Origin of the sequence: Natronoarchaeum mannanilyticum, assembly GCF_039522665.1 — an archaeon.
Classification (GTDB): domain Archaea; phylum Halobacteriota; class Halobacteria; order Halobacteriales; family Natronoarchaeaceae; genus Natronoarchaeum; species Natronoarchaeum mannanilyticum.
Window position 1 is genome coordinate 45,283 of the sequence record NZ_BAAADV010000004.1, and the last position, 22,513, is coordinate 67,795.

At 68.0% G+C, this 22,513-nt stretch carries 22 protein-coding genes; 11 read left to right on the plus strand and 11 right to left on the minus strand.

Features of this window, described 5'->3' with window-relative positions; translation table 11 throughout:
• The first annotated feature begins 54 nt into the window (after positions 1-54).
• Positions 55-1,713, plus strand: a complete 1,659-nt coding sequence (locus tag ABDZ81_RS10940; RefSeq protein WP_343774014.1) for a tRNA uridine(34) 5-carboxymethylaminomethyl modification radical SAM/GNAT enzyme Elp3 — start codon at positions 55-57, stop codon at positions 1,711-1,713.
• A 125-nt stretch (positions 1,714-1,838) separates the two neighbouring features.
• On the opposite strand, the gene ABDZ81_RS10945 is transcribed toward ABDZ81_RS10940, so the two are convergent.
• From ABDZ81_RS10945 to ABDZ81_RS10960, 4 genes are all read right to left on the minus strand, one after another.
• Positions 1,839-2,354, minus strand: coding sequence for a CNNM domain-containing protein (locus ABDZ81_RS10945; RefSeq protein ID WP_343774015.1), 516 nt, complete (start codon positions 2,352-2,354; stop codon positions 1,839-1,841).
• A gap of 211 nt (positions 2,355-2,565) precedes the next feature.
• On the minus strand, positions 2,566-3,042 hold the full coding sequence (locus ABDZ81_RS10950) for an Lrp/AsnC family transcriptional regulator (RefSeq protein WP_343774016.1): 477 nt from the start codon (positions 3,040-3,042) through the stop codon (positions 2,566-2,568).
• Between the two features lie 41 nt (positions 3,043-3,083).
• Positions 3,084-5,270, minus strand: coding sequence for an amino acid permease (locus ABDZ81_RS10955; RefSeq protein WP_343774017.1), 2,187 nt, complete (start codon positions 5,268-5,270; stop codon positions 3,084-3,086).
• A gap of 2 nt (positions 5,271-5,272) precedes the next feature.
• The gene (locus ABDZ81_RS10960; protein WP_343774018.1) at positions 5,273-5,413 is read right to left on the minus strand and encodes a hypothetical protein; all 141 of its coding nucleotides are present in this window, start codon (positions 5,411-5,413) and stop codon (positions 5,273-5,275) included.
• Positions 5,414-5,611: 198 nt separating this feature from the next.
• On the opposite strand from ABDZ81_RS10960, the gene ABDZ81_RS10965 reads away from it, so the two are divergent.
• Positions 5,612-6,043 carry an SHOCT domain-containing protein gene (locus tag ABDZ81_RS10965; protein WP_343774019.1) on the plus strand — a complete coding sequence of 144 codons (432 nt, stop codon included), beginning with the start codon at positions 5,612-5,614 and terminating at the stop codon, positions 6,041-6,043.
• A 29-nt stretch (positions 6,044-6,072) separates the two neighbouring features.
• Here ABDZ81_RS10965 and ABDZ81_RS10970 read toward each other — a convergent pair whose 3' ends face one another.
• Both ABDZ81_RS10970 and ABDZ81_RS10975 read right to left on the minus strand, forming a co-directional pair.
• Complete coding sequence (locus ABDZ81_RS10970) at positions 6,073-6,858, minus strand: ZIP family metal transporter (protein WP_343774020.1); 786 nt, start codon at positions 6,856-6,858, stop codon at positions 6,073-6,075.
• 100 nt (positions 6,859-6,958) lie between these two features.
• Positions 6,959-7,876, minus strand: a complete 918-nt coding sequence (locus ABDZ81_RS10975) for an AEC family transporter (protein ID WP_343774021.1) — start codon at positions 7,874-7,876, stop codon at positions 6,959-6,961.
• Positions 7,877-8,004: 128 nt separating this feature from the next.
• On the opposite strand from ABDZ81_RS10975, the gene ABDZ81_RS10980 reads away from it, so the two are divergent.
• The 5 genes from ABDZ81_RS10980 (at position 8,005) to ABDZ81_RS11000 (ending at position 12,730) form a co-directional block, all read left to right on the plus strand.
• A complete protein-coding gene (locus ABDZ81_RS10980; RefSeq protein WP_343774022.1) occupies positions 8,005-8,415 on the plus strand; it encodes a hypothetical protein in 411 nt (136 codons plus the stop codon).
• 25 nt (positions 8,416-8,440) lie between these two features.
• Entirely contained in the window at positions 8,441-8,575 is a 135-nt protein-coding gene (locus tag ABDZ81_RS10985; protein WP_343774023.1) for a hypothetical protein, read from the plus strand.
• An 86-nt stretch (positions 8,576-8,661) separates the two neighbouring features.
• Complete coding sequence (gene rqcH, locus ABDZ81_RS10990) at positions 8,662-10,818, plus strand: ribosome rescue protein RqcH (RefSeq protein WP_343774024.1); 2,157 nt, start codon at positions 8,662-8,664, stop codon at positions 10,816-10,818.
• 2 nt (positions 10,819-10,820) lie between these two features.
• Complete coding sequence (locus ABDZ81_RS10995) at positions 10,821-11,555, plus strand: DUF4013 domain-containing protein (protein WP_343774025.1); 735 nt, start codon at positions 10,821-10,823, stop codon at positions 11,553-11,555.
• Positions 11,556-11,662: 107 nt separating this feature from the next.
• Positions 11,663-12,730 carry an mRNA surveillance protein pelota gene (locus ABDZ81_RS11000; RefSeq protein ID WP_343774026.1) on the plus strand — a complete coding sequence of 356 codons (1,068 nt, stop codon included), beginning with the start codon at positions 11,663-11,665 and terminating at the stop codon, positions 12,728-12,730.
• Between the two features lie 21 nt (positions 12,731-12,751).
• Here the strand turns inward: ABDZ81_RS11000 and ABDZ81_RS11005 are convergent, their stop codons facing one another.
• The 3 genes from ABDZ81_RS11005 to ABDZ81_RS11015 form a co-directional block, all read right to left on the minus strand.
• Positions 12,752-13,510 (minus strand): TrmB family transcriptional regulator, encoded by a 759-nt coding sequence (locus ABDZ81_RS11005; RefSeq protein ID WP_343774027.1) that lies wholly within the window; start codon positions 13,508-13,510, stop codon positions 12,752-12,754.
• Positions 13,503-17,345, minus strand: coding sequence for an efflux RND transporter permease subunit (locus ABDZ81_RS11010; protein WP_343774028.1), 3,843 nt, complete (start codon positions 17,343-17,345; stop codon positions 13,503-13,505). Before ABDZ81_RS11010 ends, ABDZ81_RS11005 begins: the two co-directional genes overlap by 8 nt.
• A gap of 198 nt (positions 17,346-17,543) precedes the next feature.
• Complete coding sequence (locus ABDZ81_RS11015) at positions 17,544-18,278, minus strand: MBL fold metallo-hydrolase (protein WP_343774029.1); 735 nt, start codon at positions 18,276-18,278, stop codon at positions 17,544-17,546.
• Positions 18,279-18,505: 227 nt separating this feature from the next.
• On the opposite strand from ABDZ81_RS11015, the gene ABDZ81_RS11020 reads away from it, so the two are divergent.
• The 3 genes from ABDZ81_RS11020 to ABDZ81_RS11030 all read left to right on the plus strand — a co-directional run bounded on the left by ABDZ81_RS11020 (position 18,506) and on the right by ABDZ81_RS11030 (position 19,590).
• The gene (locus ABDZ81_RS11020) at positions 18,506-18,781 is read left to right on the plus strand and encodes a 4a-hydroxytetrahydrobiopterin dehydratase (protein WP_343774030.1); all 276 of its coding nucleotides are present in this window, start codon (positions 18,506-18,508) and stop codon (positions 18,779-18,781) included.
• Between the two features lie 3 nt (positions 18,782-18,784).
• Entirely contained in the window at positions 18,785-19,153 is a 369-nt protein-coding gene (lwrS, locus tag ABDZ81_RS11025; protein WP_343774031.1) for an LWR-salt protein, read from the plus strand.
• Positions 19,154-19,266: 113 nt separating this feature from the next.
• Complete coding sequence (locus tag ABDZ81_RS11030; RefSeq protein ID WP_343774032.1) at positions 19,267-19,590, plus strand: hypothetical protein; 324 nt, start codon at positions 19,267-19,269, stop codon at positions 19,588-19,590.
• 88 nt (positions 19,591-19,678) lie between these two features.
• Here ABDZ81_RS11030 and ABDZ81_RS11035 read toward each other — a convergent pair whose 3' ends face one another.
• Positions 19,679-20,917, minus strand: a complete 1,239-nt coding sequence (locus tag ABDZ81_RS11035) for an ABC transporter permease (protein WP_343774033.1) — start codon at positions 20,915-20,917, stop codon at positions 19,679-19,681.
• Entirely contained in the window at positions 20,917-21,762 is an 846-nt protein-coding gene (locus ABDZ81_RS11040) for an ABC transporter ATP-binding protein (protein ID WP_343774034.1), read from the minus strand. Before ABDZ81_RS11040 ends, ABDZ81_RS11035 begins: the two co-directional genes overlap by 1 nt.
• A gap of 83 nt (positions 21,763-21,845) precedes the next feature.
• On the opposite strand from ABDZ81_RS11040, the gene ABDZ81_RS11045 reads away from it, so the two are divergent.
• The gene (locus tag ABDZ81_RS11045) at positions 21,846-22,478 is read left to right on the plus strand and encodes an HAD family hydrolase (protein WP_343774035.1); all 633 of its coding nucleotides are present in this window, start codon (positions 21,846-21,848) and stop codon (positions 22,476-22,478) included.
• Positions 22,479-22,513 lie beyond the last annotated feature (35 nt).

The following is a 22,513-nucleotide window of genomic DNA, read 5'->3' on the forward strand; positions in this document are numbered from 1 at the left end:
CGACCGCCCGCCAGTCGACATTCTTATTCGGCCGAACCCGCTTCGTACACCGTAATGAGTACCGAGCAGGACGTCACCGAGACCGACGCGTTCGAGCGGGTCTGCGAGGAGCTGATCGACCGGATCCTCGCCGGCGAGATCGAGCGCGACGACCTCGAGTCCGCGAAGCTCGACGTCTGTTCGGACTTTTCCGCGCCGAAAGTTCCGAAAAACACCGAGCTGCTGGACTACGCGCCCGACGAGCGCCGCGAGGAGTTAGAGGAGGTGCTGCAGCGAAAGCCCGTGCGGACGGCGTCGGGCGTCTCGCCGGTGGCAGTCATGACCAGCCCCCACACCTGCCCGCACGGGAAGTGCCTCTACTGTCCGGGCGGTCCGGCTTCCGAGTTCACGAGCTCCCAGAGCTACACCGGTCACGAACCCGCCGCGGCGCGCGGCGAGCAGAACGACTACGACCCCTACGGGCAGGTCACGCTGCGGCTTCACCAGCTCCGGGAGATCGGCCACCCCGTCGACAAGGTCGAGCTGATCATCATGGGCGGGACGATGACCGCCCGCTCTCACGACTACCAGGAGTGGTTCGTCAAGCGCGCGCTGGAGGCGATGAACGACTACGATCTCGACGCCGAGCCCGAGCCGGCCGAGGGCGAGAGCTTCGCGCAGGACCCCGACGAGTACGAGTTCAGCTACCTGGAGGACGTCATCGCCGAGAACGAGACGGGCGAGATCCGCAACATCGGGACGACCTTCGAGACCAAGCCCGACTGGTGCGACCCCGAGCAGATCGACCGGATGCTCCGGCTCGGCGGGACGAAGGTCGAGGTCGGCGTCCAGACGACCTACGAGCGGATCAACCGCGAGATGCACCGCGGCCACGGCGTCCAGGCGTCGATCGACGCCAACCGCCGGCTGCGCGACGCCGCGTTCAAGGTCGGCTTCCACATGATGCCCGGCCAGCCCGGGATGTCTCAGGAGATGTGCCTGGAGGACTTCCGCCGGATCTTCGAGGACCCGAAGTGGCGTCCGGACTACCTCAAGATCTACCCGACCCTGGTCGTCCGCGGGACGATGACCTACGACATGTGGTACAACGACGAGTACGACCCCCTCACCAACGAGGAGGCCGCCGAGCTCGTCGCCCGCATCAAAAAGGAGATCCCCCGCTACACCCGGCTCCAGCGCGTCCAGCGGGACATCCCCGCGGACTTCATCGACGCCGGCGTCTGGAAGTCGAACCTCCGCCAGCTCGCCCGGAAGAAGATGGACGAGCACGGCTGGGAGTGCGACTGCATCCGCTGTCGCGAGGCCGGGATGAACGACGAGGAGCCCGAGAACGTCGAACTCGACGTCATGACCTACGAGGCCGGCGGCGGCACGGAGCACTTCATCAGCTTCGAGGACTTCGAGAAGGACCTGCTCGTCGGCTTCTGTCGGCTCCGCTTCCCGAACGACCCCGTCCGTCGGGAGCTGGACAACGCCGCGCTGATCCGCGAGCTCCACGTCTACGGCAGCGAGGCCGGGATCGGGCAGGACGCCGAACTCGGGCAGCACCAGCACAAGGGGTACGGTCGTCGGCTGATGGAGCGCGCCGAGGATCTGGCGGTGGACGCCGGCTTCGACAAGCTCAGCGTCATCTCGGGCATCGGCGCCCGGGAGTACTACAGGGAGAAACTGGGCTACCATCAGGACGGTCCCTACGTGAGCAAGCGGATCTGAGCGTCCGCGAGCACAGCGAGCGGTTCTCGCGGCCGAGCGACGCGAGGCCGCCTTTTTGGTCGAGCTTTTTGCCGCGAGTGGTGACCGAGCGGAGCGAGGTCACCCGATCCGGAAAAAGGTCGTCTTTAGTCCGTGTACGGCTTCTCGATGTCGCTCCGAACGGGAATGAGCGCGTTCATCCGGCTCGTGAGCCCGTCGAACAGCGTGATCAGCGGCGAGAGCGCGCGCTCGACGACCTGTATCGGCGAGGCGACGGTGAGCGACCACCGCTCGGCGTTTCCGAGGCCGAACGCCTTCGGGACGATCTCGCCGAAGATCAGGATGAGCGAGCTCGTCAGCACCGTCGTGACGACCACCGCCGGCCCGGCCGGGAGGTAGCTGGCCACGAGGACGGTCGTGATGCTCGAGATCGCGATGTTGACGACGTTGTTCCCGACCAGAAGCGTCACCAGCAGCCGGTGGGAGTCGTCGTGGAGATCCTTCAGCACGTGCGCTCTCGGGTCGTCGGTCGTCGCCTGCCGGTCGATCCACTCGCGGGGCAGCGAGAAGATCGCGGTCTCGGAACTCGAGAAGAACGCGCTCAGTGTCAGGAGGAACGCGATCGCGACGCCGCCGATCACTGCGGCTACGTGACTACTCATGGATCTACTTTCGAGACCCGTCTCAAGAACCCGGCGATGGACGTAGTTCAGCAGTAGCTCGCAGTCGTTCAAGAGACGGAGTAGGTCGGTTGCCGAGTCCCACGTGGAAGACCACGCGAGTTGAAAGGCGGCCCCGACCGTGCCGTCTACACGATCCTCTCTTCCGTCGCTACAAAACACCTCCGGTACTCGACGCTCCGCGTTCGGGAGTTCACTCCGCGCCGCAGTCGGCCTCGAAGTCGTCGTACGGCCGCGTGTGCTCGCTGTGGACGAGCTCCTCCTCGGCGATCTCCAGGCCGATCCCGGAGAGCTCCCCGCTGATCCGGTTGAGGTCGTCGCTGTCCTGTCCGACGGCGACGACGTGGAGGTTCTCCTCGCCGGTCATCAGCTCGCGCACCGAGACGACGCCCGAGATCTCCAGGGCCTCCCTGGCGAGCCGTTCGCGCTCGGGGATCGGCGCCGTGCAGAAGATGAGCGTGTACAGCGGATAGCCGACGAGCTCGTAGTTGACGTCGAGGTGCGCACCCTCCACGACGCCGTCCTCGACGAGCTGGGCGATCCGGTTGCGAACGGTGCTCGGCGAGACGCCGTAGTCCTCTGCAATTTCGGCGGCCGACGTCGTCCGGGCGTCGCCCTGCAAGCGGTAGATGACGTATTTGTCGAGATCGTCCAGATCGCGCGTCTGCATACCAGTTCGGGCGGGAGCGGGGCCCTAAGGTGTTTTGATCCTCAGAACAGCCGGCGCTCGATCGCGCGGCCGAGTCGTCCGGGGACCTCCGCGCTTCTGGGCCGGACGACCAGCGCCGAGGAGTCCACGCCGTCGACCAGCGAGTCGGCGCGGCCGTCGCCGTCCGGACCGGTGCCGACGATCAGCAGGTCCGTCTCCGGGCTCTCGAACGCCGCGGTGTCGCCCGGCCGGACCACTTTCGTGGACGTCGACGCCGAGACGAGTCCGGCGACTTCGTCGTGGTAGTCCTGAATCGTCTCGTCGAGCTCGTCGGAGCCGTCGGCGTCGACCGGGAACTCCAGGGTGACGTCGGCGTCGTGGGCGGTCGCGATCGCGTCGGCGACGGCGATCTTCGAGGAGTCGTAGGGCCCCTCGTCGGTGACGACGGCGATCGAGTCGATCTCGCCGACGTCCCGGTCCTCGACCAGCACGGCGTCGCAGTCGGTGTGTTCGAGCACCCAGTCGACGTCGCTGCCGAGGATCCGGGATCGCAGCCCCCCGTGTTCTCGCTCGACGACGAGCACGTTCGGCTCGGTTTCCTCGACGTAGTTCGCGAGCGCGTGGCGGGTGTCGTGGCTCACGATCTCGCTGGCCTGCACGGGAACGTCGGCGTCGGACGCGAGTTCGTCGGTTCGGTCCTCGAACTCGAGGTCGGCCGCGGACTGCTCGGTCGCGGCTTCCAGGGGAACCTGGTCGGCGACCTCGTCGAACTGCACCACGGAGACGTGCCCGTCGTGCGGTCGCGCGAGGTCCGCGGCGACCGACAGCAGCGTCGCCTCGGTCTCGCGGGAGGCCCCCTCCGGCAGCGCGACGAGCGCCTCGTAGTCCTCGGTCGGCTCGATCGCCTCGCGCGTCCGGCCGACGGCCTTGCGGCCGACCTCCCGCCGGACGACGTCGAGCGCGGCGCCCTCGCGGTCGACGCGCGGGCGGCCGTAGTAGTAGAACCACGCGATCCCGCCGATCGTGATCACGACGGCGCCGGCGATCGCGACCAGGCCCATCTGGGTCAGCAGCGCGAGACCGGTCACGATCCCGAACAGCTGCATCCACGGGTACAGCGGCGAGCGGAACGTCGGCTCGTACTCGACGGTGCCGCGGCGGAACGAGATGACGGCGACGTTGATCAGCACGAACACCAGGATCTGGAACGCGCTGGCCAGTTTCGCTATCTCCAGGATCGGGACGAACGCGATCAGCAGGAGTAACACCGCACCCGTCAGCAGGATCGACTGGCTCGGCGTCCCGAAGCGCTCGCTGATCTCCGCGAGCGACGGTGGCGCGAGGTCGTCGCGGCTCATCGCGAACGGATAGCGGGACGAGGAGAGCAGGCCGGCGTTGGCGGTGCTGACCAGCGCCAGGATGGCGGCGATCATGACGCCGTAGATGCCTGCGGTCCCGAGCGTCGCCTGGGCCGCGTCGATCATCGGCACCTTCGAGCCAGCGATGGCATCGAGATCGGTCGTTCCGAGCATCACGACGACGATCAGCGCGTACAGGAGCGTCGTGAACGCGAGCGAGCCCAGGATCCCCAGCGGGATGTTCCTGCTCGGATTCTCGATCTCCTCGGCGACGCTGGTCACCTTCGTCACGCCCGCGTAGGAGACGAACACGAGTCCGGTCGCGGCGAAGATGCCGCCGGCGCCGCTGTCGAACGCCGTCGAGAACGAGCCGCCGTCGACGGCCGGGACGCCGCCCACGACGAACCACGAGAGGATCGCGAGCATGACGGCGACGATGCCGATCTGCAGCGTCCCCGTCTGCTTGGCGCCCACCAGGTTGACCAAGATGAGCACCGTCGCCAGCGCGAGGGCGATCACCGTCGTGACCAGATCGGGAACGTCGAACAGCCACAGCAGGTAGGGGACGCCGCCGACCAGCGCCAGGCCGCCTTTAAATGACAGCGCGAACCAGGTTCCGATGCCGGCGACCGTTCCGAGGAGCGGTCCCATCCCGCGCTCGATGTAGATGTACGTTCCGCCGGCTTCCGGCATCGCGGTCGCCATCTCGGACTTCGAGAGGGCTGCCGGGACGACCAGCAGCCCGGCGAGCACGTAGGCGATCACGACGCCGGTGCCCGCGGTTTTGACCGCCAGCGCCGGCAGGATGAAGATGCCGCTGCCGATCATGGCACCGATGCTGATCGCGAGCACCGCCGGGAGGCCGAGGTCCTTTTCGAGCTTCTTGGGCACGGTCAGGTGCCTCCCCAGTCGGGCGTTCCGGACGCGGTCGTTACGGTCGGATCCATCTGCGTGCCCGGCGACTGCGCCGACGGCGCGGCGAGGGGCGGATCGCTCCGTTCGGCGGCCGACGCGCCGCTCACGTTTCCATTCATTATCGCCACCTTCGGACCGGTATCGTAAAAGCGACTCGTTTTGATTCATGGATCGTCACCGAATAACCGTAATTTTCGTGGTTCGTTTCTCAAATGGGTGCAACGCGTCGATTCATCAACAGCCAGCCCGAATGCGCTCCCGATCTATCGAGATCGGGGACCGGCGCAAATTTACCGTATGCGCGCACAATCCTCCGTATGAGCGAGACGGTGACCGATCGGCTCCGGAACAACGCCGTGGAGATCACGTCGCTCCTGATCACGGGGCTCTGGCTGGGCGGCCTGCTCCTCACCGACCAGAACTGGTGGCTGGGCGTGCTGATCGTCGGTTACGCGGCCGTGCTACCGATCGTCCAGACGCTGTTCGGCGAGGACGAGGAGGAGTACGACGACGCCGAAGACGACGGCGAGCGGTCCCACTGGCGGGGCCGAGAGAAGAAATCCGGATCTTCGAGAGAGACGGACAGCGGCGGGGACGATCCCCTGGAGACGCTTCGCGAACGGTACGCCCGCGGCGAACTTACGGACGAGCAGTTCGAGCGCAAGCTGGAGCGACTCCTGGAGACGGAGACGATCGAGGACGTCGAGGATCGGCGGCGCGCGGAACGGGAACTGGAGTACGATCGCTGAACTGAGCGCGCTGGACGACGAACGCGGACTCAGACCGCCAGCGCGACGTCGACGACGAGCATGACGCCGAAGCCGGAGACGAACGAGAGCGTCGCCAGGTCGGCGTAGCCGTGCCCGTGGCTGGAGGGGATCATCTCTCTGAATATCACCGCCATCATCGTGCCGGCCGCGAAGCCGGCGGCGAACGGGAACACGTCGGTGACGACGGAAACGAGCGCGAAGCCGGCGGCCGCCGCGATCGGTTCGGGAATCCCGCCCGAGATCGTCGTGTACGCCAGCGTGCGCCACCGCGAGACGCCCGCCTTCGTCGCGGGCACCGCCATCGCGAACCCGTCGGGGACGTTCTGGACGGCGATCGCCAGCGCGAGCGCGACGCCGACCTCGTCCAGCCCGCTGGCGAAGGCGATGCCGATCGCGAGCCCCTCGGGGACGTTGTGAAGCGTGATCGAGCCGCCGATCAGCACCGCCTGGCGCCAGTTGTCGGCGGCCTGCAGGATCGTCTCGTCGTCGGTCATTCCGTGGGACTCGGGGCCGCGAAAGCCGAGGTGAATGTGCGGGAGCAGCTTGTTCGCGGCCAGCAGCCCGACGCCGCCCGCGAGCAGTCCGGCGAGTACGGACCACAGCGAGCCGAGTTCCAGTCCGGGCACGATCAGCGCGAACACGGCCGCGCCGAACATGATGCCGGCGGCGAGCCCGAGCGCGCCGTCGTAGGTGCGGTGACTGATTCGATCAGTAAAGAGCGTCGGCACGGCGCCGAGTCCCGTCGCAGCCCCGGCGAGCAACGCGATCCCGACGACCTCCGGTAGCGACGCCATCTACCCGAAGCGCTCGCTCCAGCGTGTTAAACCCGCCGGGACCGCGAAGCGGCGTCCCGACGACCCTGGCGACTCCGAGCGAGCGCCGCAGCGACGCCGATCACCCCGCCCCGATCACGAATCGCAAAAGGACGAATATCGTGGCCAGTGAGACGACCGTCGTCGCGAACACGTCAACCGAGGCGAGTCGCTCGTCGCCGCCGTACTCGGTGGCGTAGACGTACGTCGACACCGCCGAGGGCATCGCGAGCATCACGACGCCGGCCCTGACCGTCGACGGCGAGGACGAAAGCAGCGAGAAGGCCGCCAGCGCGACCGCGGGCATCAGAAACACCTTCAGCGCGACCACCGATCCCACGGTCGGGAGGTCGACGTCCGCCGACTCCAGCGAGAGCGCGCCGCCGACGCAGATCACCGCGATCGGCAGCGCGAACTGCGAGAGGACGTCGAGGCCGGTCGTCGCGATGTCTGGAACCGGAACGCCGGTCAGGGCAACTGCGAGCCCGGCCGCCAGCGAGAGGATCACCGGATTCTTCGCGAACTGCTGTAGCTCGTCGACGAAGGAGGCCTCCCGGTCGTTCAGCACCACGAGGATCAGGATCGTCAGCGGAACCTGCGTGAGCGCGCCCATCCCCAGCAGGATACTGGCCTTGGCCGTCGTCACGTCGCCGAACGTCGCCGCCACGATCGGCAGCCCGAAGAAGCCGAGGTTGCCGTGGTACGACTGGACGATCGCGACGCTCCGCTCGCGGTTCGAGCGGGCCGACCGGTGGACGATCCAGCCGGCCGCGACCATCACCACCAGCACGCTCCACAGCCCCGCCAGCAGCGCGGGCGTGAGAACCTCGTCGAGCTGCTGTGCGTACATCGAGGAGAAGATCAGCGCCGGGAGCGCGACGTAGAACGCAAGCGCGTTCAGCAGCTCCCGGCGCGACGGCGTCAGCACGCCGAGCGAGCGTCCGGCTATGCCGACGCCCAGCAGCACCAGCATGTAGAGCAGGTTCGAGACGAGCGACACGGATACTGGAAGCGTGAGGCCGGTAATGGCTCTGTTGGATTCGGTCCGACCGATCGAGGCTGTCGGCCCAAGAACTAAGTCGGCGTGTAAAACACGTTTTACACAAGGGGTGCGTGCACCGAACTCTCATGACAACCTCAACCATCCGCCGAGGACTGCGGTACAGGCGAATCGTGAACGCGCTGTTCGCGGTCGGAATCGCCGCGCTGCTCGTCGGGATGACCATCGGGCGGGACCTGGCGGGGATCGTGGTGTACGCCCTCGCCGTGATCGGCGGGGACGGCGCCACGGTCTACCTGCAGTTCGGCAGCGCCGTGACGCTGCAGGACGAGCGCGAGGCGGAACTCGCGCGGAGCGCGAGCAACATCACGTTCCAGCTGTACGGGTTCCTGGGCCTGTTCGCGTTCGTGGGGCTGTTTCTGCTCGACGCCCTCGGCCGCCCCTCGATCGGCCCGACCGTGGAGACGCTGCTGTACGCGTACGCGGCGATCACGCTGACGTGGGGCGCGATCTGCACCGCCTTGCGATATCGAACGTGAAAAACTCTCCCGGGAGCGACGCGAGGTGAGTCGGGCCGACCCCGCGGCGGCCGTCGACGTGCCCCGTCGGACGATCAACGCCATCGAGCGCCACGATATCTCGTTCGATCCGGCGGAGCAGTTCCAATACCTGATCGAGGATGTTTCCGATCTCGTGTAGCGAGCCCGCGGTTCGCCGCCGATCCCCGCTGGCCGCCGCGCTCGCGGAGCGACACGCCTTTCCCCCGCGCGTCGGACCACTCACGTATGGACCGCAAGCGGGAGATGACGAGCGTCGACCTGGCCGCCCTCGTCTCGGAACTCGGCAGCTACGAGGGCGCCAAGGTCGACAAAGCCTACCTCTACGGCGACGACTTTCTGCGGCTGAAGCTCCGGGACTTCGAGCGCGGCCGTGTCGAACTGCTGGTCGAGGTCGGCGACGTGAAGCGCACCCACGTCTCGGCGCCCGAGCACGTCCCCGACGCGCCGGGTCGGCCGCCGAACTTCGCGATGATGCTCAGAAATCGCCTGTCGGGCGCGGACTTCGTCGGCGTCGAGCAGTACGAGTTCGACCGCATCCTGGAGTTCGAGTTCGAGCGCGACGACGAGAACACGACGATCGTCGCCGAGCTGTTCGGCCCGGGCAACCTCGCGGTGCTCGATCCGAACCGCGAGGTGATCGACTGCCTCGACACGGTCCGGCTCAAGTCCCGGACCGTCGCGCCGGGCGCCCAGTACGAGTTCCCCGAGTCGCAGGTCAACCCCCTGGCGATGTCCTACGAGGCGTTCGCCGCGCTGATGGACGAGTCCGACAGCGACGTCGTCCGGACGCTGGCGACCCAGCTCAACTTCGGCGGCCTGTACGCCGAGGAGCTGTGTTCCCGCGCGGGCGTCGACAAGAACCTCGACATCGCCGACGCCGACGCCGAGCAGTACGAGCGACTCTACGAAGCGATGGAGGCGCTGGCGGTCGAGCTCCGGACCGGCGCGCTCGATCCGCGGGTGTACTACGAGCCCGAGGAGGAGGGCGGCGGGATCGAAGACGGCACTCGCGTCGACGTGACGCCGATCGCCTTAGAGGAGTACGAGCACCTCCCCGCCGAGGCGTTCGACACGTTCACCGACGCCGTCGACGACTACTTCCACCACCTCGATCTCACCGAGGACGAGGACGCCGGGGGTAGCGGCCCCGACCGGCCGGACTTCGAGGGCGAGATCGAGAAGCAGAAACGCATCATCGAGCAGCAGGAGCAGGCGATCGAGGGGTTCGAGGAGGACGCCGAAGCCGAGCGCGAGAAGGCCGAGCTGCTGTACGCCGAGTACGGGCTGGTCGACGAGATCCTCTCGACGGTACGCGACGCCCGCGAGAACGACGTCCCCTGGACCGAGATCGAGGAGACGTTCGCGGCCGGCGCCGAGCAGGGGATCGACGCCGCCGAAGCCGTCCAGCGCATCGACGGCGAGAACGGCCGGGTGACCGTCCGGCTCGACGGCACCGACGTGACGCTCGACGCCAGCGAGGGCGTCGAGCAGAACGCCGATCGACTCTACAAGGAGGCAAAGCGCATCCAGGAGAAAAAGGAGGGCGCGAAAGCCGCCATCGAGGACACCCGCGAGGCGCTGGAGGACGTGAAGCAGCGGCGCGACGCGTGGGAAGAGCGCCAGGAGCAGTCCGACGCCGACGGCGAGGAAGGCGACGACGGCGGTGCGGACGACGAGGAGTCCGAGGACGTCGACTGGCTCGCCGAACCGTCGATCCCCGTCAGGAAGTCCGAGCAGTGGTACGAGCGGTTCCGCTGGTTCCACACCAGCGACGGCTTCCTCGTGATCGGCGGGCGCAACGCCGACCAGAACGAGGAACTGGTCAAGAAGTACCTCGACCGCGGCGACCGGTTCTTCCACGCGCAGGCCCACGGCGGTCCGGCGACGATCCTGAAGGCGACCGGGCCCAGCGAGTCCGCCCGCGACGTCGACATCCCCGAGTCCAGCGAGCGGGAAGCCGCCACCTTCGCGGTGTCGAACTCCTCGGTCTGGAAGGACGGCAAGTACAGCGGCGACGTGTACGCCGTCGACTACGATCAGGTGACCAAGACGCCCGAGAGCGGCGAGTACTTAGAGAAGGGCGGGTTCGCGATCCGGGGCGACCGGGAGTACTTCCGCGACGTCGGCGTCGGCGCAGCGGTCGGGATCACCTGCGAGCCCTCGACCCGCGTGGTCGGCGGGCCGCCCAGCGCGGTCCGCGAGCACGCCGAGACGCTGATCGAGGTCGAGCCCGGACGGTACGCCCAAGGCGACGTCGCGAAGCGGATCTACCGGGAGTTCCGCGAGCGGTTCGCGGACACCTCGTTCGTCCGGTCGGTCGCCAGCCCGGACCGGATCCAGCACTTCCTGCCGCCGGGCACTAGCAGGATCGCGGAGGAGTGAGCATGCGGATGCGCGAGGGGCTTCGGTACCCGTTCCGGGCCGAGCGGCCGACCGACCTGTTCGCCGTCGGCGTCGTCCTCGGGCTGGCGACGGCGATCCTGCTCCGGATCGCCGCGGCGTTCTACCCGACGGTGCTGTGGCTCCCCGCGGCCGCGCTGGCGATCCTGCCCGCGGTGGCCTTGCTCGGCTACCTGCTCCGGGCGTTCGCCGCGACCGTCGAGGGAAGCGAGACGCCGCCGTCGTTCGGCTCGCCGTCGGAGCTCTTTCGGGACGGTGCCCGCGCGAGCGCGGTCACGCTCGCGTACCTCCTGCTCCCGATTTTCGCGATGCTGGTGACGCTCGTCGGCGCGATCCAGTCACCGCTCTCCGGCGAGTCGATCTCCTCGGGGGCGACGATCGCGATCTACGCCGCGGGCACGATGACGCTCGTGTTCGTCGGGCTGTTCTGTTACGCGTATCTCGCGGCGTTCGGCGCGGCCGCGCGCGGCGAGTCGCTCCGGTCGGCGCTCGATCCGCGCGGCCGCCGTCGGACGCTCGCCGACGCCCGGTACTTCGTCGGCTGGGCGTTCGGCGCGGTCCTCGTGCTCACGGGCTGGTCGGCGATGCTGGCCGCGACGAACCAGAACGTGCTCGGTCTGCTCGCGGTCGTGGTCGCGTTCTACCTCCACCTCGCCGGCGCCCGCGTCGCCGCCGAGGGGTACCGACGATCGGTCGGACTCCACCGGCGGGACGACTGATCGGCGTCCGGACGCCGTCGCCGGGCGACGAAGACGCCGCGGCGGACGCCATCGCCCTCGCCGGTCGAATAACAGCGCACTTACGCCAGGGGCTCCGAGTCTCGGCCATGCGAATTCAGGACCGCCACTCCGTCGAGGGGGGCCGGGAGCGCGTCACGCTCGTCCCCGAGAGCCTCGACGACCTCTGGCACCTCCAGTACGTGCTGGAGCCGGGCGACCTCGTCTCGGGAGACACGACCCGGCGCATCCAGCGCAACGACGACCAGATGCGCGACACCGGCGGGCAGCGCGAGCCGATGCACGTCACCATCGACGTCGAGGAGGTGGAGTTCCACAAGTTCGCCAACCGCCTGCGCGTCGGCGGCGTCATCGAGGACTGCTCCCGCGAGGACCAGCTCGGGCTCCATCACACGCTCAACGTCGAGGAGCGCGAGGAGCTCACCGTCGAGAAGGTGTTCAAGCCCGACCAGAACGAGCGCCTGCAGGAGGCCGTCGAGGCGACCGAGAACCCCGACGTCGCCGTCGCGACGGTCGAAGAGGGCCAGGCCCACATCCACACCGTCGCCCAGTACGGCACCGAGGAGCGCGCCCGGTTCACCGGGACGACCGGCAAGGGCGAGTACAGCCGCGGTCGCGACGAGCTGTTCGACGAACTCTCGACGGCGCTGGCCCGGATGGACGTCGACGCGATCATCCTGGCGGGGCCCGGCTTCACCAAGCAGGACGCGCTCGATCACATCGAGGAGGAAGCTCCGGAGGTGGCGAAGAAGATCTCGACCGTCGACACGAGCGGCGTCGGCGACCGCGGCGTCCACGAGGTGCTCAAGCGCGGCGCCATCGACGAGGTTCAGGAGGAAACGCGCATCGCCGAGGAGGCCGAGTACATCGACGAACTGACCGCCCGGATCGCACAGGGCAACAAGGCGTCCTACGGCCCGGAGAACGTCGCCGAGGCCGCCGAGTTCGGCGCCGTCGAGACGCTGCTGATCCTCGACGAGAAGCTCCGCGAGGAACGGGGCGCGGAGGGCGAGTGGGAGATCGACGTCGACGAAGTGATCACGCAGGTCGAGCGCCAGGGCGGCGACGTCACCGTGTTTTCGAGCGACTTCGACCCCGGTCAGCAGCTCTCGAATCTGGGCGGGATCGCGGCGCTGTTGCGCTACCGGCTGGAGTGAGAAGAACGAACGGCGTCGCGCTCAGACGCCGAGGTTCGCCTCGACGATCTGGCTCAGCATCCGCGCGAAGTTCGACTCGGCGCTCCAGATGGCGGTCTCGCGGGCGTCACCGAGCGACGTGTCGTCGCCGACGACGCTCAGCAGCACCGTGTCGCCGTCGGCGAACACGACTCGACCGGCCGGCGATTCCTGGCCGTGGCCGACCGGCGGCTCGTGGACGAAGATCCCGTCGATAGACTCGAATCGCGCCCGGACGTCGGGATTCTCGCTGAGCACGACCACGACGAGCCCCTCGGCGGCCCGCTCGCGGAGCGTCCGCTCGACCTCGTCGGTCACCAGCGACTCGCGGCCAGTGCCGAAGACGACGCGCTCGTCGGCCTCGCGGAGCAGTTCGACGGCGCGCTCCGCGACCCGATCGCCGCCGCGCAGCGTCCAGACCGCCTCCTGTTCCTCGGCGCCGTCGTCGTGCTGGTCGCGGACGTCCTCGACGTAGTCGAACGCCCGCTCCTGCTCGCGCTCGAACCGCGAGCGCAGCGTCTCGCGGGCCTCCTCGATGTCGACGGGGCGATACTGGATCGGGTTGGACTGCTGGATCTCGACTAACCCGCGATCGGCGAGATTTTCGGCGACGCTGTACACCTGCGACCGCGGAACGTCGGTGATCCGGTGGACGTCTCTGGCGGTGCCGGCCCCCAGCTTCTGGAGCGCGATGAACACCTTGGCCTCGTAGCTGGTCAGTCCGAGGCGTTCGAGCGACTCGACCGCGTCGGATTCACTCATCCTCGGGCGCCCCCGGTGACATCGACCGAGCGTTGCCGGCGTTCGCGGCGTCGCTCCGGTCGGACGGCTGGGCCGACGTGGCGACGATCCACCCCCGGTACAGCCGTTCGAGCTCGTCCTCGGTCAGCTCGCCCTCTCGCGCAAGTTCGCCGGCCCGCTCCAGGTCGTCGATCGTCGGTTCGTCGCCGGCCCGCAGGACCGCGAGTTCGTCGCTCGTGACGTCGACCGCGTCGACCCCGTCGGTCTCGTACTCGTCGCCGCCCGCGACGACGTGCCCGTCGAACGCGAGGCGCTCGCCCGGCATCGCGTCCGAGGGCGCGTCGGCGACGTACTCCATCGTCAGGTCGATCTGCGGGACCGACTGCCACAGGATGTACAGCGTCCGGCCGACCTGGGTGTACGTCGTCGGCGACGGCGAGATGTCGGTGACGTGCCCGCCGACGCCGGCCGCATCCTCGACGAGCAGCACGCGACCGGACGCGTCCGAAACCGACAGCCCGACCGAGAACTGTTCGCCCGGCCGGACGGCGTCGGTGCTGACGGTCCGCGTGACCCGGGGACCGTTCCCCGCCGCGCCGGACGTGCCGGCGTCAGACGCGCCGGAGTTAGCTGCGTCGGCGGCGCCGACCGTGTTCGCGCCCGCGGCGCTCGCGACCGCCGTTTCTTGCGACGATGCACCGGTCTCGGTTTCGGCGATCGGATCGCTCGCCGCGGACGCCGCCGTTTCCGACGCCGACGGATCACTCCCGTCGGATGAGGCGGCGGTCGCCCCGTCGCCGGACGGCTCAGACCCATCGTCCGCCGCGGCGGATCCGGCGTCCGCCGGCGCGGAACCGTCGTCTATCGAAGCGGCGTCGTCGCGGTCGTCAGGATCGCCGCCCGACGTCGCGAGCGCCTCGGACGGCCCGAGGTAGCGCGTCCAGACGACCAGCAGGCTCGGCAGCACGATCACGCTCGCGACGAACGCGTAGATGATCGTCATCCCGGTGATGATGCCGAACTGCTGGAGCGGCGGCATGATCGCGAACACGAGCACGCCGAACCCGCCGACGGTCGTCGCCGCGCTACCCAGCAGCGCGCCGCCGGTGCCGGTCAGGCTGACGCGCATCGCCTCCCAGGCGTCGTCCTGCCTGTCGAGCTCGATGTTGTAGCGCTCGCTGATGTGGATGCTGTAGGCGACGCCCAGCCCGATCGTCAGGCTGGTGATCATCCCCGTCAGCACGTTGAACGGCATCCCGAGCAGGTACATCGTGCCCAGGATCCAGCTGACCGACAGCGCGACCGGGAGCAAGGTCACGATGCCCAGCGTCGCGCTGCCGTACTGGAACCGGTAGACGACCGCCAGGAAGGCGAAGACGGTCACCAGTGTCACCAGCAGGCTCTGGAGGACGGTGTCGAGCAGCTCGTTCTGGACGACCTCGTTGACGATCGGCGTCCCGGTCGCGATCGCCGAGCGGCTCGCGCTCGCGCCCTCGTCGTCGATGCCGTCCGCGACGCCGCGGACGTCCTCGGTGACCGCGCCGGTGCTGGCGCCGCCCTTCACCGAGACGGACATCTTGAGCGCCTCGTACTCGCCGCCCTTGGTGCGATAGACGACCTGCGCGGCTTCGGCGGGCGCGGTGTCGTACAGCGCGTCGTAGACCTCCTCGACGTTCTGTTCGGGGACGCCGTCGCCGTCGGTGTCCGCTTCGTTGAACGTCGCGTTGAACGTCTCGTTGCTCCGGGCGCTCTGCATCGCCGTGAGCGGGCTCCGGACGTCGGCCTCGCCGTTCGAGAGCACGACGGCCGTGCCCATCTCGGCGGCCTCGCCCTCGGCCTCGTCGATCCGGTGTAACGTCTCCGGATCGGTCACGCCGTCGCCCCTGACGAGGATCTGGCCCTGCGAGTTCTGGACCACGAAGTTGTCGTACACGTAGTTCATGTGGTCCTTGGCGGTGTACTCGCCGGGTTCGAGCGGACCGGGAAGGCTGTCCATCCAGTCCGGCGGATCGTCGGCGATGAAGTCTTCCTGCTGGAAGCTGGTGTCGACCTGCGTCGCGGCGGCGCCGCCGGCGACGCTGATCACGAGCGCGATCGCGATCACCGCGAGCGGCGCCTTCCGCGCCAGCGTCTCGCCGGTCGAGAGCGCGTTCGCCAGGCGACCGCCGCCGGTGCCGAACGCGCGCTTCTTGCGGTCGAAGCCGCGGGCTTCGAGGAACTCGTCGATTTCGATCTTGACGGCCGGGACGAGGATGCCGAAGATCAGCAGCGCTGAGAAGATCCCGACCGAGCTGACGATGCCGAAGTCCCGGATCGGCCCGAGCGGGCTCACGAGGTTCGAGAGGAACCCGATCGCGGTCGTCGCGGTGACCCACACGAGCGTGACGCCGACGCCGGTCAGCGCGACCTTCATCGCCGGCCGGGCGCCCTCGCTCGCCGCTGCGCCCCGCTCCTGGCGCTGCTCGCGGTGGCGCATGAACACGTGGATCGCGTAGTCCACCGAGAGCCCGATCAGCAGGACCGGCACCGCGATGAAGATCATGTTGAACGTGATCCCGGCCCAGCCCATGAACCCGAACGTCCAGAGCAACACGGCGACGATGCCGACGAAGCCCAGCGCGATGTCCAGCAGGTCGCGGTAGGCGACGATCAGGGTCAGCAGGACGAACAGCATCGCCAGCGGCCCGACGATCGCTAAGCTGTCGCCCATCGAGCGGTTCATCTCGTCGCTGATCAGCCCGAAGCCGAACACGACGTACTCGTCGGTCGACGCCGAGTCGTCGGCGAGGTTCTGCATCGCGCTCTGGCTGTCGATGAGGACGTCGCTCGCCTCGCCGGTCTGGGCGTTACCGGCGTCGGCGACCTCCTGGCGGACCAGCATCATCCGGGCGTCGGCGGTGGTCTCGCCGGGCTCGTACGACGTCGACATCAGCTGGTAGGCGATCCCCTGCCCGCTGTCGGGATCGAGCGTCGACGCCACGAGCGCCTCGACCTCCTCGTCGCTCATCGACTCCAGCTGTTCGATCTGCTCGTCGATCGAGGGTCGGTTCTCCTGGCTCCGGAGCGCGGCGAACTCCTCGGCGAAGACGCCCTGGGTGCCCTGCTGGTAGGCCTCCTGCAGTTGTTCGTCCAGCTCAGCGGAGCGCTCCTCGTAGGTCGACTGGTTGATCTCACCGCTGTCGTATCGGCCCTGCAGAAGCGCTTGCTGGTGGGTGACGTTCCTGACCGCCGCGGCCGACGCGTTGAACCGGGCCGACTTCTCGGCGCTCAGCTCGGCGGTGGCGTCGGCCCGCGTCGCGGCCATCGACCGCTCGATCTCCGCGGATTGGGCCTGGTAGGTCGACTGGTTGATCTCACCCTGCTGGTAGGATGCGTTGAGCTGATCGTACTGGCGCTGTAGTCCGACCGTCGTGTTGAGCGCGTCGCTCAGCGGTGCAGTGCGAGCTTCCAACTCCGCAGCGCGCTCCTGACTGACCGCCGTGATCGCGATCAAGTTCGACACGCCGGTCGCCGGCTGGTCCTGATCGAGCGTGGCGTTGACCGACTCGTTGTCGAGCAGCGACCGCTGGTAGCGCAAGGAGGACAGCAGCGAGTCCTTCGAGAGGACGTTGCCGCTCTCGTTCCTGACGATCACCTGCACCTGAGTGATGTTTTCCTCCCCCGGCGGGACGAAGTTCTCGTCGATGTAGCTCTGAGCGTCGACCTCCTCGTTGTCGCTCTGGAACTGATCGAGCGACGACGACTGTTCGACCATCCCGGCGCCGCTGCCGAGCGCGAGCGTCAACACGAGCATCGCCGCGATGGCGATCCTCGAATGGTTCGCGATCAGCGACGCGAGACGTTCCGGGAGGCTCACCGCGACCCCCTCCGGCGACCGTTCGGCGCGTTTCTGTTAGTATCCTGCATACAACACCACTGTTGTTATGACGCTACTAACAGTACGGCGGGTTTAATTGTGACGGTACGCGACCGAAGCGAAAATCGAGAGACGGCGGTCGCTTTGGCATCGCCTCGCCGTTCAGAACCAGCCGCGCGGAGACGGCGCCGCGTCCCCTCAGTCGATCCGGACGGTCGTCAGATCCTCGGCGAACCGGACGTCGCCGTCGTAGTGGGTGCCGACGCTCTCGAGCATCTCGTCGTGGCGCCCCTCGGTGTGCGGATAGAGGTGCGTGAGGTACACGCGCCCGATCTCGCGGCCCGAGAGCGCCCGCCCGAGCGACGACGGCGTCGGGTGGTTGTCGACCTCGACGTCGTCGGGGAACGAGCAGTCGTGGACCAGCAGCCCCGACCCCTCGGCGAACGACGCCAGTCCGGCGAACGCCTCGGTGTCGCCGCTGACCGTGAGCCGGTCGTCGAACCGGTAGGCGAGTCCGTACTTGGAGTGTCGGACCTCCCGCGCTCGCACGTCGAAGCCGGCGACCGAGAACTCGCCGGGGTGGACCTCGCGGACGCTCAGGTCGACCCGGCCGTCGAGGTAGTCGTGCACGTCCAGCAGGTCGTCGACCAGCGCCTTCGTCCCGGACGGCCCGACGACCGTCAGCGTCTCCTCGCCGGCGAGCCAGCGTGCCTTCAGCAGGGGTAGCAGATCTGCGACATGATCGAGGTGGTGGTGGGTCAGCAGCACCGTCGACACCGACTCGTAGCCGACGCCGCTCTGCTGGAGCCGGTGGAGGACGCCGCTGCCGCAGTCGACCAGCAGGGTTCGGCCCTCGTCCTGGACGAGCAGGCCCGACTGGAAGCGATCGCCCGTCGGCATCGCGCTGCCGGTCCCGAGAAAGGTGACGCGCATACTCGTCTCGCCGTCCCGAACCCCCATAACCGCTTTGCACCCGCGGAACGATGTCCGATCGAGTCGCCCGACGCGAGCGTCGACGCCGAACGACGGCCGAAACAGTCAGTTCGATATCATTGATGCGTGGCATCGTGGCACTGTCGTCCCCCGACTGAGACGCGACGGAACGCCGAACCGCGGTCGCGGGGACATGATTTATTTCGGATGCCCCCGTTGCAGGCCGTATGGCCGACCTGCTATCCGACGACGAGATCGCGGAACAGTTGCCCGATGAGTGGGAGCGCGACGGCGACGAGATCGTGCGCGTCTACGAGTTCGACGACTACCTCCGCGGGGTCACGTTCGCGCAGATGGTCGGCGAGATCGCCGAAGCCGAGTTCCACCACCCGACGATCGAGATCCGCTACGAGGAAGTCGAGGTCCGCTTCACCAGCCACGAGGAGGGCGGCATCACGGACCAGGACATCCACATGGCGGAGCTGATCGAAAACGAGACCTGACCGGTGGACGCGACGTACGTCTTCTCCGTGCGCTTCCGGCTCTCGCCCGACGCCCCGGTGAGCGTCGAGCCCGCGACGTTCGAGACGACGCTGTACCGCGCCGCCGATCCGCCCGGCGAGGACGGCTGGCTGTTCTTCCGCGACAACCTCTGGCGGGGCGAGGTGAACGATCCAGTTCACGCCCGCGAGCTCGCCGAGGACGCGCTGGGCGTACCTGTCGAATCCGTCGAGTACCGGCGGTTCGACACCGATGAGGAGTACTACGACGCGCTCAAGGCGGCTATTTCGGAGGATCTGGAGTTGTTCAAGGCTGACAACGTCAGTGAGGCGCTCACCAAGTACTTCGGGAGTTCCGTGGAAGTCGAGTCCTGAACTTTGAGGGGCGGTGGTACGATTCAGTCCCCTTTGATGCGTTCCCGGTTAGTGGTAGATGCAGGTCACGGATTGACCGATAGACCGATTTTTGTAGCACTGGTAGTGAGAGTATGGTTGACAGGCAACTTGCATTTAGCATTCTGCAGTTAGTGGCGCTCTCACTTCCTGCGTTCGCCATCCTTCTGCAGATGGTGGTCGAATCTGAGATGGCATATACGCATTGGGCAGTACCGATAACGACCGCCGGACTGGGGTTGTTTCTCATTGGCGGTGCTGTCGTTCTCGGACACCTCATGCTTGCCACGGCGACAATCACTACGACGATTGCATTGGGGTTCATCCTTCTTGGGATGCTAAGTATGCTCATTGGTGCCAGTCTTATCGGATTACAGACTGGAGCGAAACAGCGCCGTCTTCAAGATGATGAGGACTAACAGTCAAAGCAGACTGGGCAGAACGCAACTCTCCCTAACGGTGGTTTCGCTGAACCTCAAGCGAATCTTTGGAAACTAGCCGACGCCCTCACTCCCGCCGGAGCGCCTCGATCGGATCGACCCGCGCGGCGTTCCAGGCCGGATACAGCCCCGCGAGGACGCCGACGCCGACGCCGACGACCACCGCGGCCGCGAACCACTCGGGCGCGAACGTCAGCGAGAGATCGAGGTAGTCCGTCGCGACGTAGCCGCCGGCCAGCCCCACGACGGTCCCGAGGACGGCGCCGGCGATACCCAGCAGCACCGACTCGACGAGAAAGAGCTGGAGCACGTCGCGGCGCCGCGCGCCGACGGCCTTCATGATGCCGATCTCGCGCGTGCGCTCGGTGACGCTGACCAGCATGATGTTGGCGATGCCGACGGCGCCGACGATCAGCGAGATGACGGCGATTCCGGCGACGAACCCGGTGAACGTGCCGATCACCTCGCGGATCTGCTCGACGAGTTCCTCGTTGGTCTGGACCGAGAACTCGTACTCGTCGGGCTTGAGCGAGCGGGCGTCCGAGTCGTTTCTCAGGTACGCCTGCACGTCGGACTGGACTGTGGGGACGCTCTCGTAGTCGCTCGCGACCACGGTGAGAGAGGGGTAGACGCGCTGGCGCTCGCCGGTCGCCGGGCTCTCCGCGGTCGTCTCGTAGAACGGATCGGTCGGCACGTACACCTGCGGGATCGAGATGTCGCCGAAGGGACCATCCCCTCCGTTTTCGAGGACGCCGACGACCGTCGCCTCGCGGGTGCTGTTCGCGCCGCTTTGCAGGACGAGCGTGTCGTTGACCTCCAGTTCGGGGTCGAACAGCGAGGCGGCCTGCTCGTTGACGACCACTTCGTTGGCCCCCTGCTCGAACGGACCCCCGGACTCGAACTGCCGGTCCGCAAAGTAGCCCGGCGTCGTCGCCGTCGCGCTCTCCCAGGCGATCGATCGGCCCTCGTGTTCGAGCGTGGCGATCTGGACGGTCCCCTGCGGTATCGCTTGGCCGACGTTCGGGAGGTCCCGAATCTCCTCGACGTCGCGCTCGGTGAACGCAGGCACGGTCGACGCCCCCGGCGGGCCGCCCTCTTGCCCCTCGGGGCCGACAGTCGCCTGCATCTCCGGCGGCGCGTCGCCGGAGACCTCGCCGACGACCTCCGCCTGGAGGCTCGCCCCGAGCGTGACGAACGTGATCACCGCGGCGATGCCGATCGTGATGCCGACGACAGTCAGCGCCGATCGGAGCCCGTGCTCGCGGATCGCCCGCAGGCTCAGCTGGACGCTCTCGCGGAGTTCCATCAGCGATCCCCGTCTGCGCCGGTCGGTGAGTCCGAACCGTCCGGGGCGCCCGTGCCGGTCGGTGAGCCTCCCGGCCCGTCCGGAGCGTCCGCGACGGCCGCTCGACGCCGCTCCTCGATCTCCTCGATCCCCTCGATCTCGCCGTCACGGAGTTGGACGATCCGTTCCGCGTGCTCGGCGACGTGGCGCTCGTGGCTCACCAGCAACACCGTCGTCCCCGCTTCGTGGAGGCGCTCGAACTCCCCCAAGATCGCCCGTCCCGTCTCGGCGTCGAGATTCCCAGTTGGCTCGTCGGCGAGCACGATCGCGGGGTCGTTCGCGAGCGCCCGCGCGATGGCGACGCGCTGGCGCTGCCCGCCCGAAAGCTCGTTGGGGCGGTGGTCCGTCCGATCCGTGAGTCCGACCCGGGCGAGCAGCTCGTCCGCCCGCTCCAGCCGATCGGCGCGGTCGACGCCCCGGAAGACCAGCGGCAGCGCGACGTTTTCCCGGGCGGTGAGCCGCGGCATCAGGTTGAACGTCTGGAACACGAACCCGACCTTCTGGCCTCGGATCCGCGCGCGCCCGTCGTCGGACAGCGCGGAGACATCCTCGCCGTCGACCAGCACGGTGCCGGCGCTGGGCGTGTCCAGACAGCCGACCAGGTTCATCAGCGTGCTCTTGCCCGAGCCGCTCGGGCCCATCACGGCGGTGTAGGACCCTCGCGGGAGGTCGAGCGAGACGTCGTCGAGCGCTCGTACGACCTCGCCGCCGCGCTCGTAGCGCTTGCCGACGCCGGAGAGCGATACCGCCGGCGGCGGGGTTCCGGTGGCGCCGTCGGCGTCGGCCGCGTCCGTGTGACCCGTCATCAGTCGGATGGACGTAAGGGCTCCAGCCCCGTATTCCTCCGGGGAGAACGCTTATTGGCGACCGTCGCGTACTCGTGTGCCCCATGGCCCTCCCGGACTACGACTTCTGGCTGCTCGACCTCGACGGCACGCTGGTCGACGTCGAGCCCACCTACGTCCGCGACGTGATGGGCGAGGTCGGCGACCGGCTGGGAGTCGAGATCACGGATCGGCAGGCCGAGGTGCTCTGGCACGGGTACGGCGGGCAGCGCGACCGCGTCATCGAGGGGATGGACGTCGACGCCGCGACGTTCTGGGAGACGTTCCACGAGGTCGAAGATCCGACCACGCGCTCGGAGTCGACGTTCCTCTTCGATGACGCCGCCGTCGTCCCGGACCTCGAACGCCCGACGGGGCTGGTCACCCACTGCCAGCAGTATCTCACCGATCCGGTCCTCCGGCACCACGACATCGCCGACTGGTTCGATACGGTTGTCTGTTGTACCGACGAGCTGGGCTGGAAGCCCGACCCGGCGCCGGTGCGGCGCGCCATGCGCGACCTCGGCGTCGCGCACAACGGTCACGTCGGCGCGCTCGTCGGCGACAGCGCCGAGGACGTCGGTGCGGCCCGGAACGCCGGACTCGACGGCATCCACGTCCAGCGCTACGATCCCGACGAGCGCGGCTTCGCGGTGTGGGGCGACCGGCGCATCCGGTCGTTCGACGAGCTGGGCTGAGCCCGCCGGAAGGCCGGCCCGGCCGTATCTAGGAC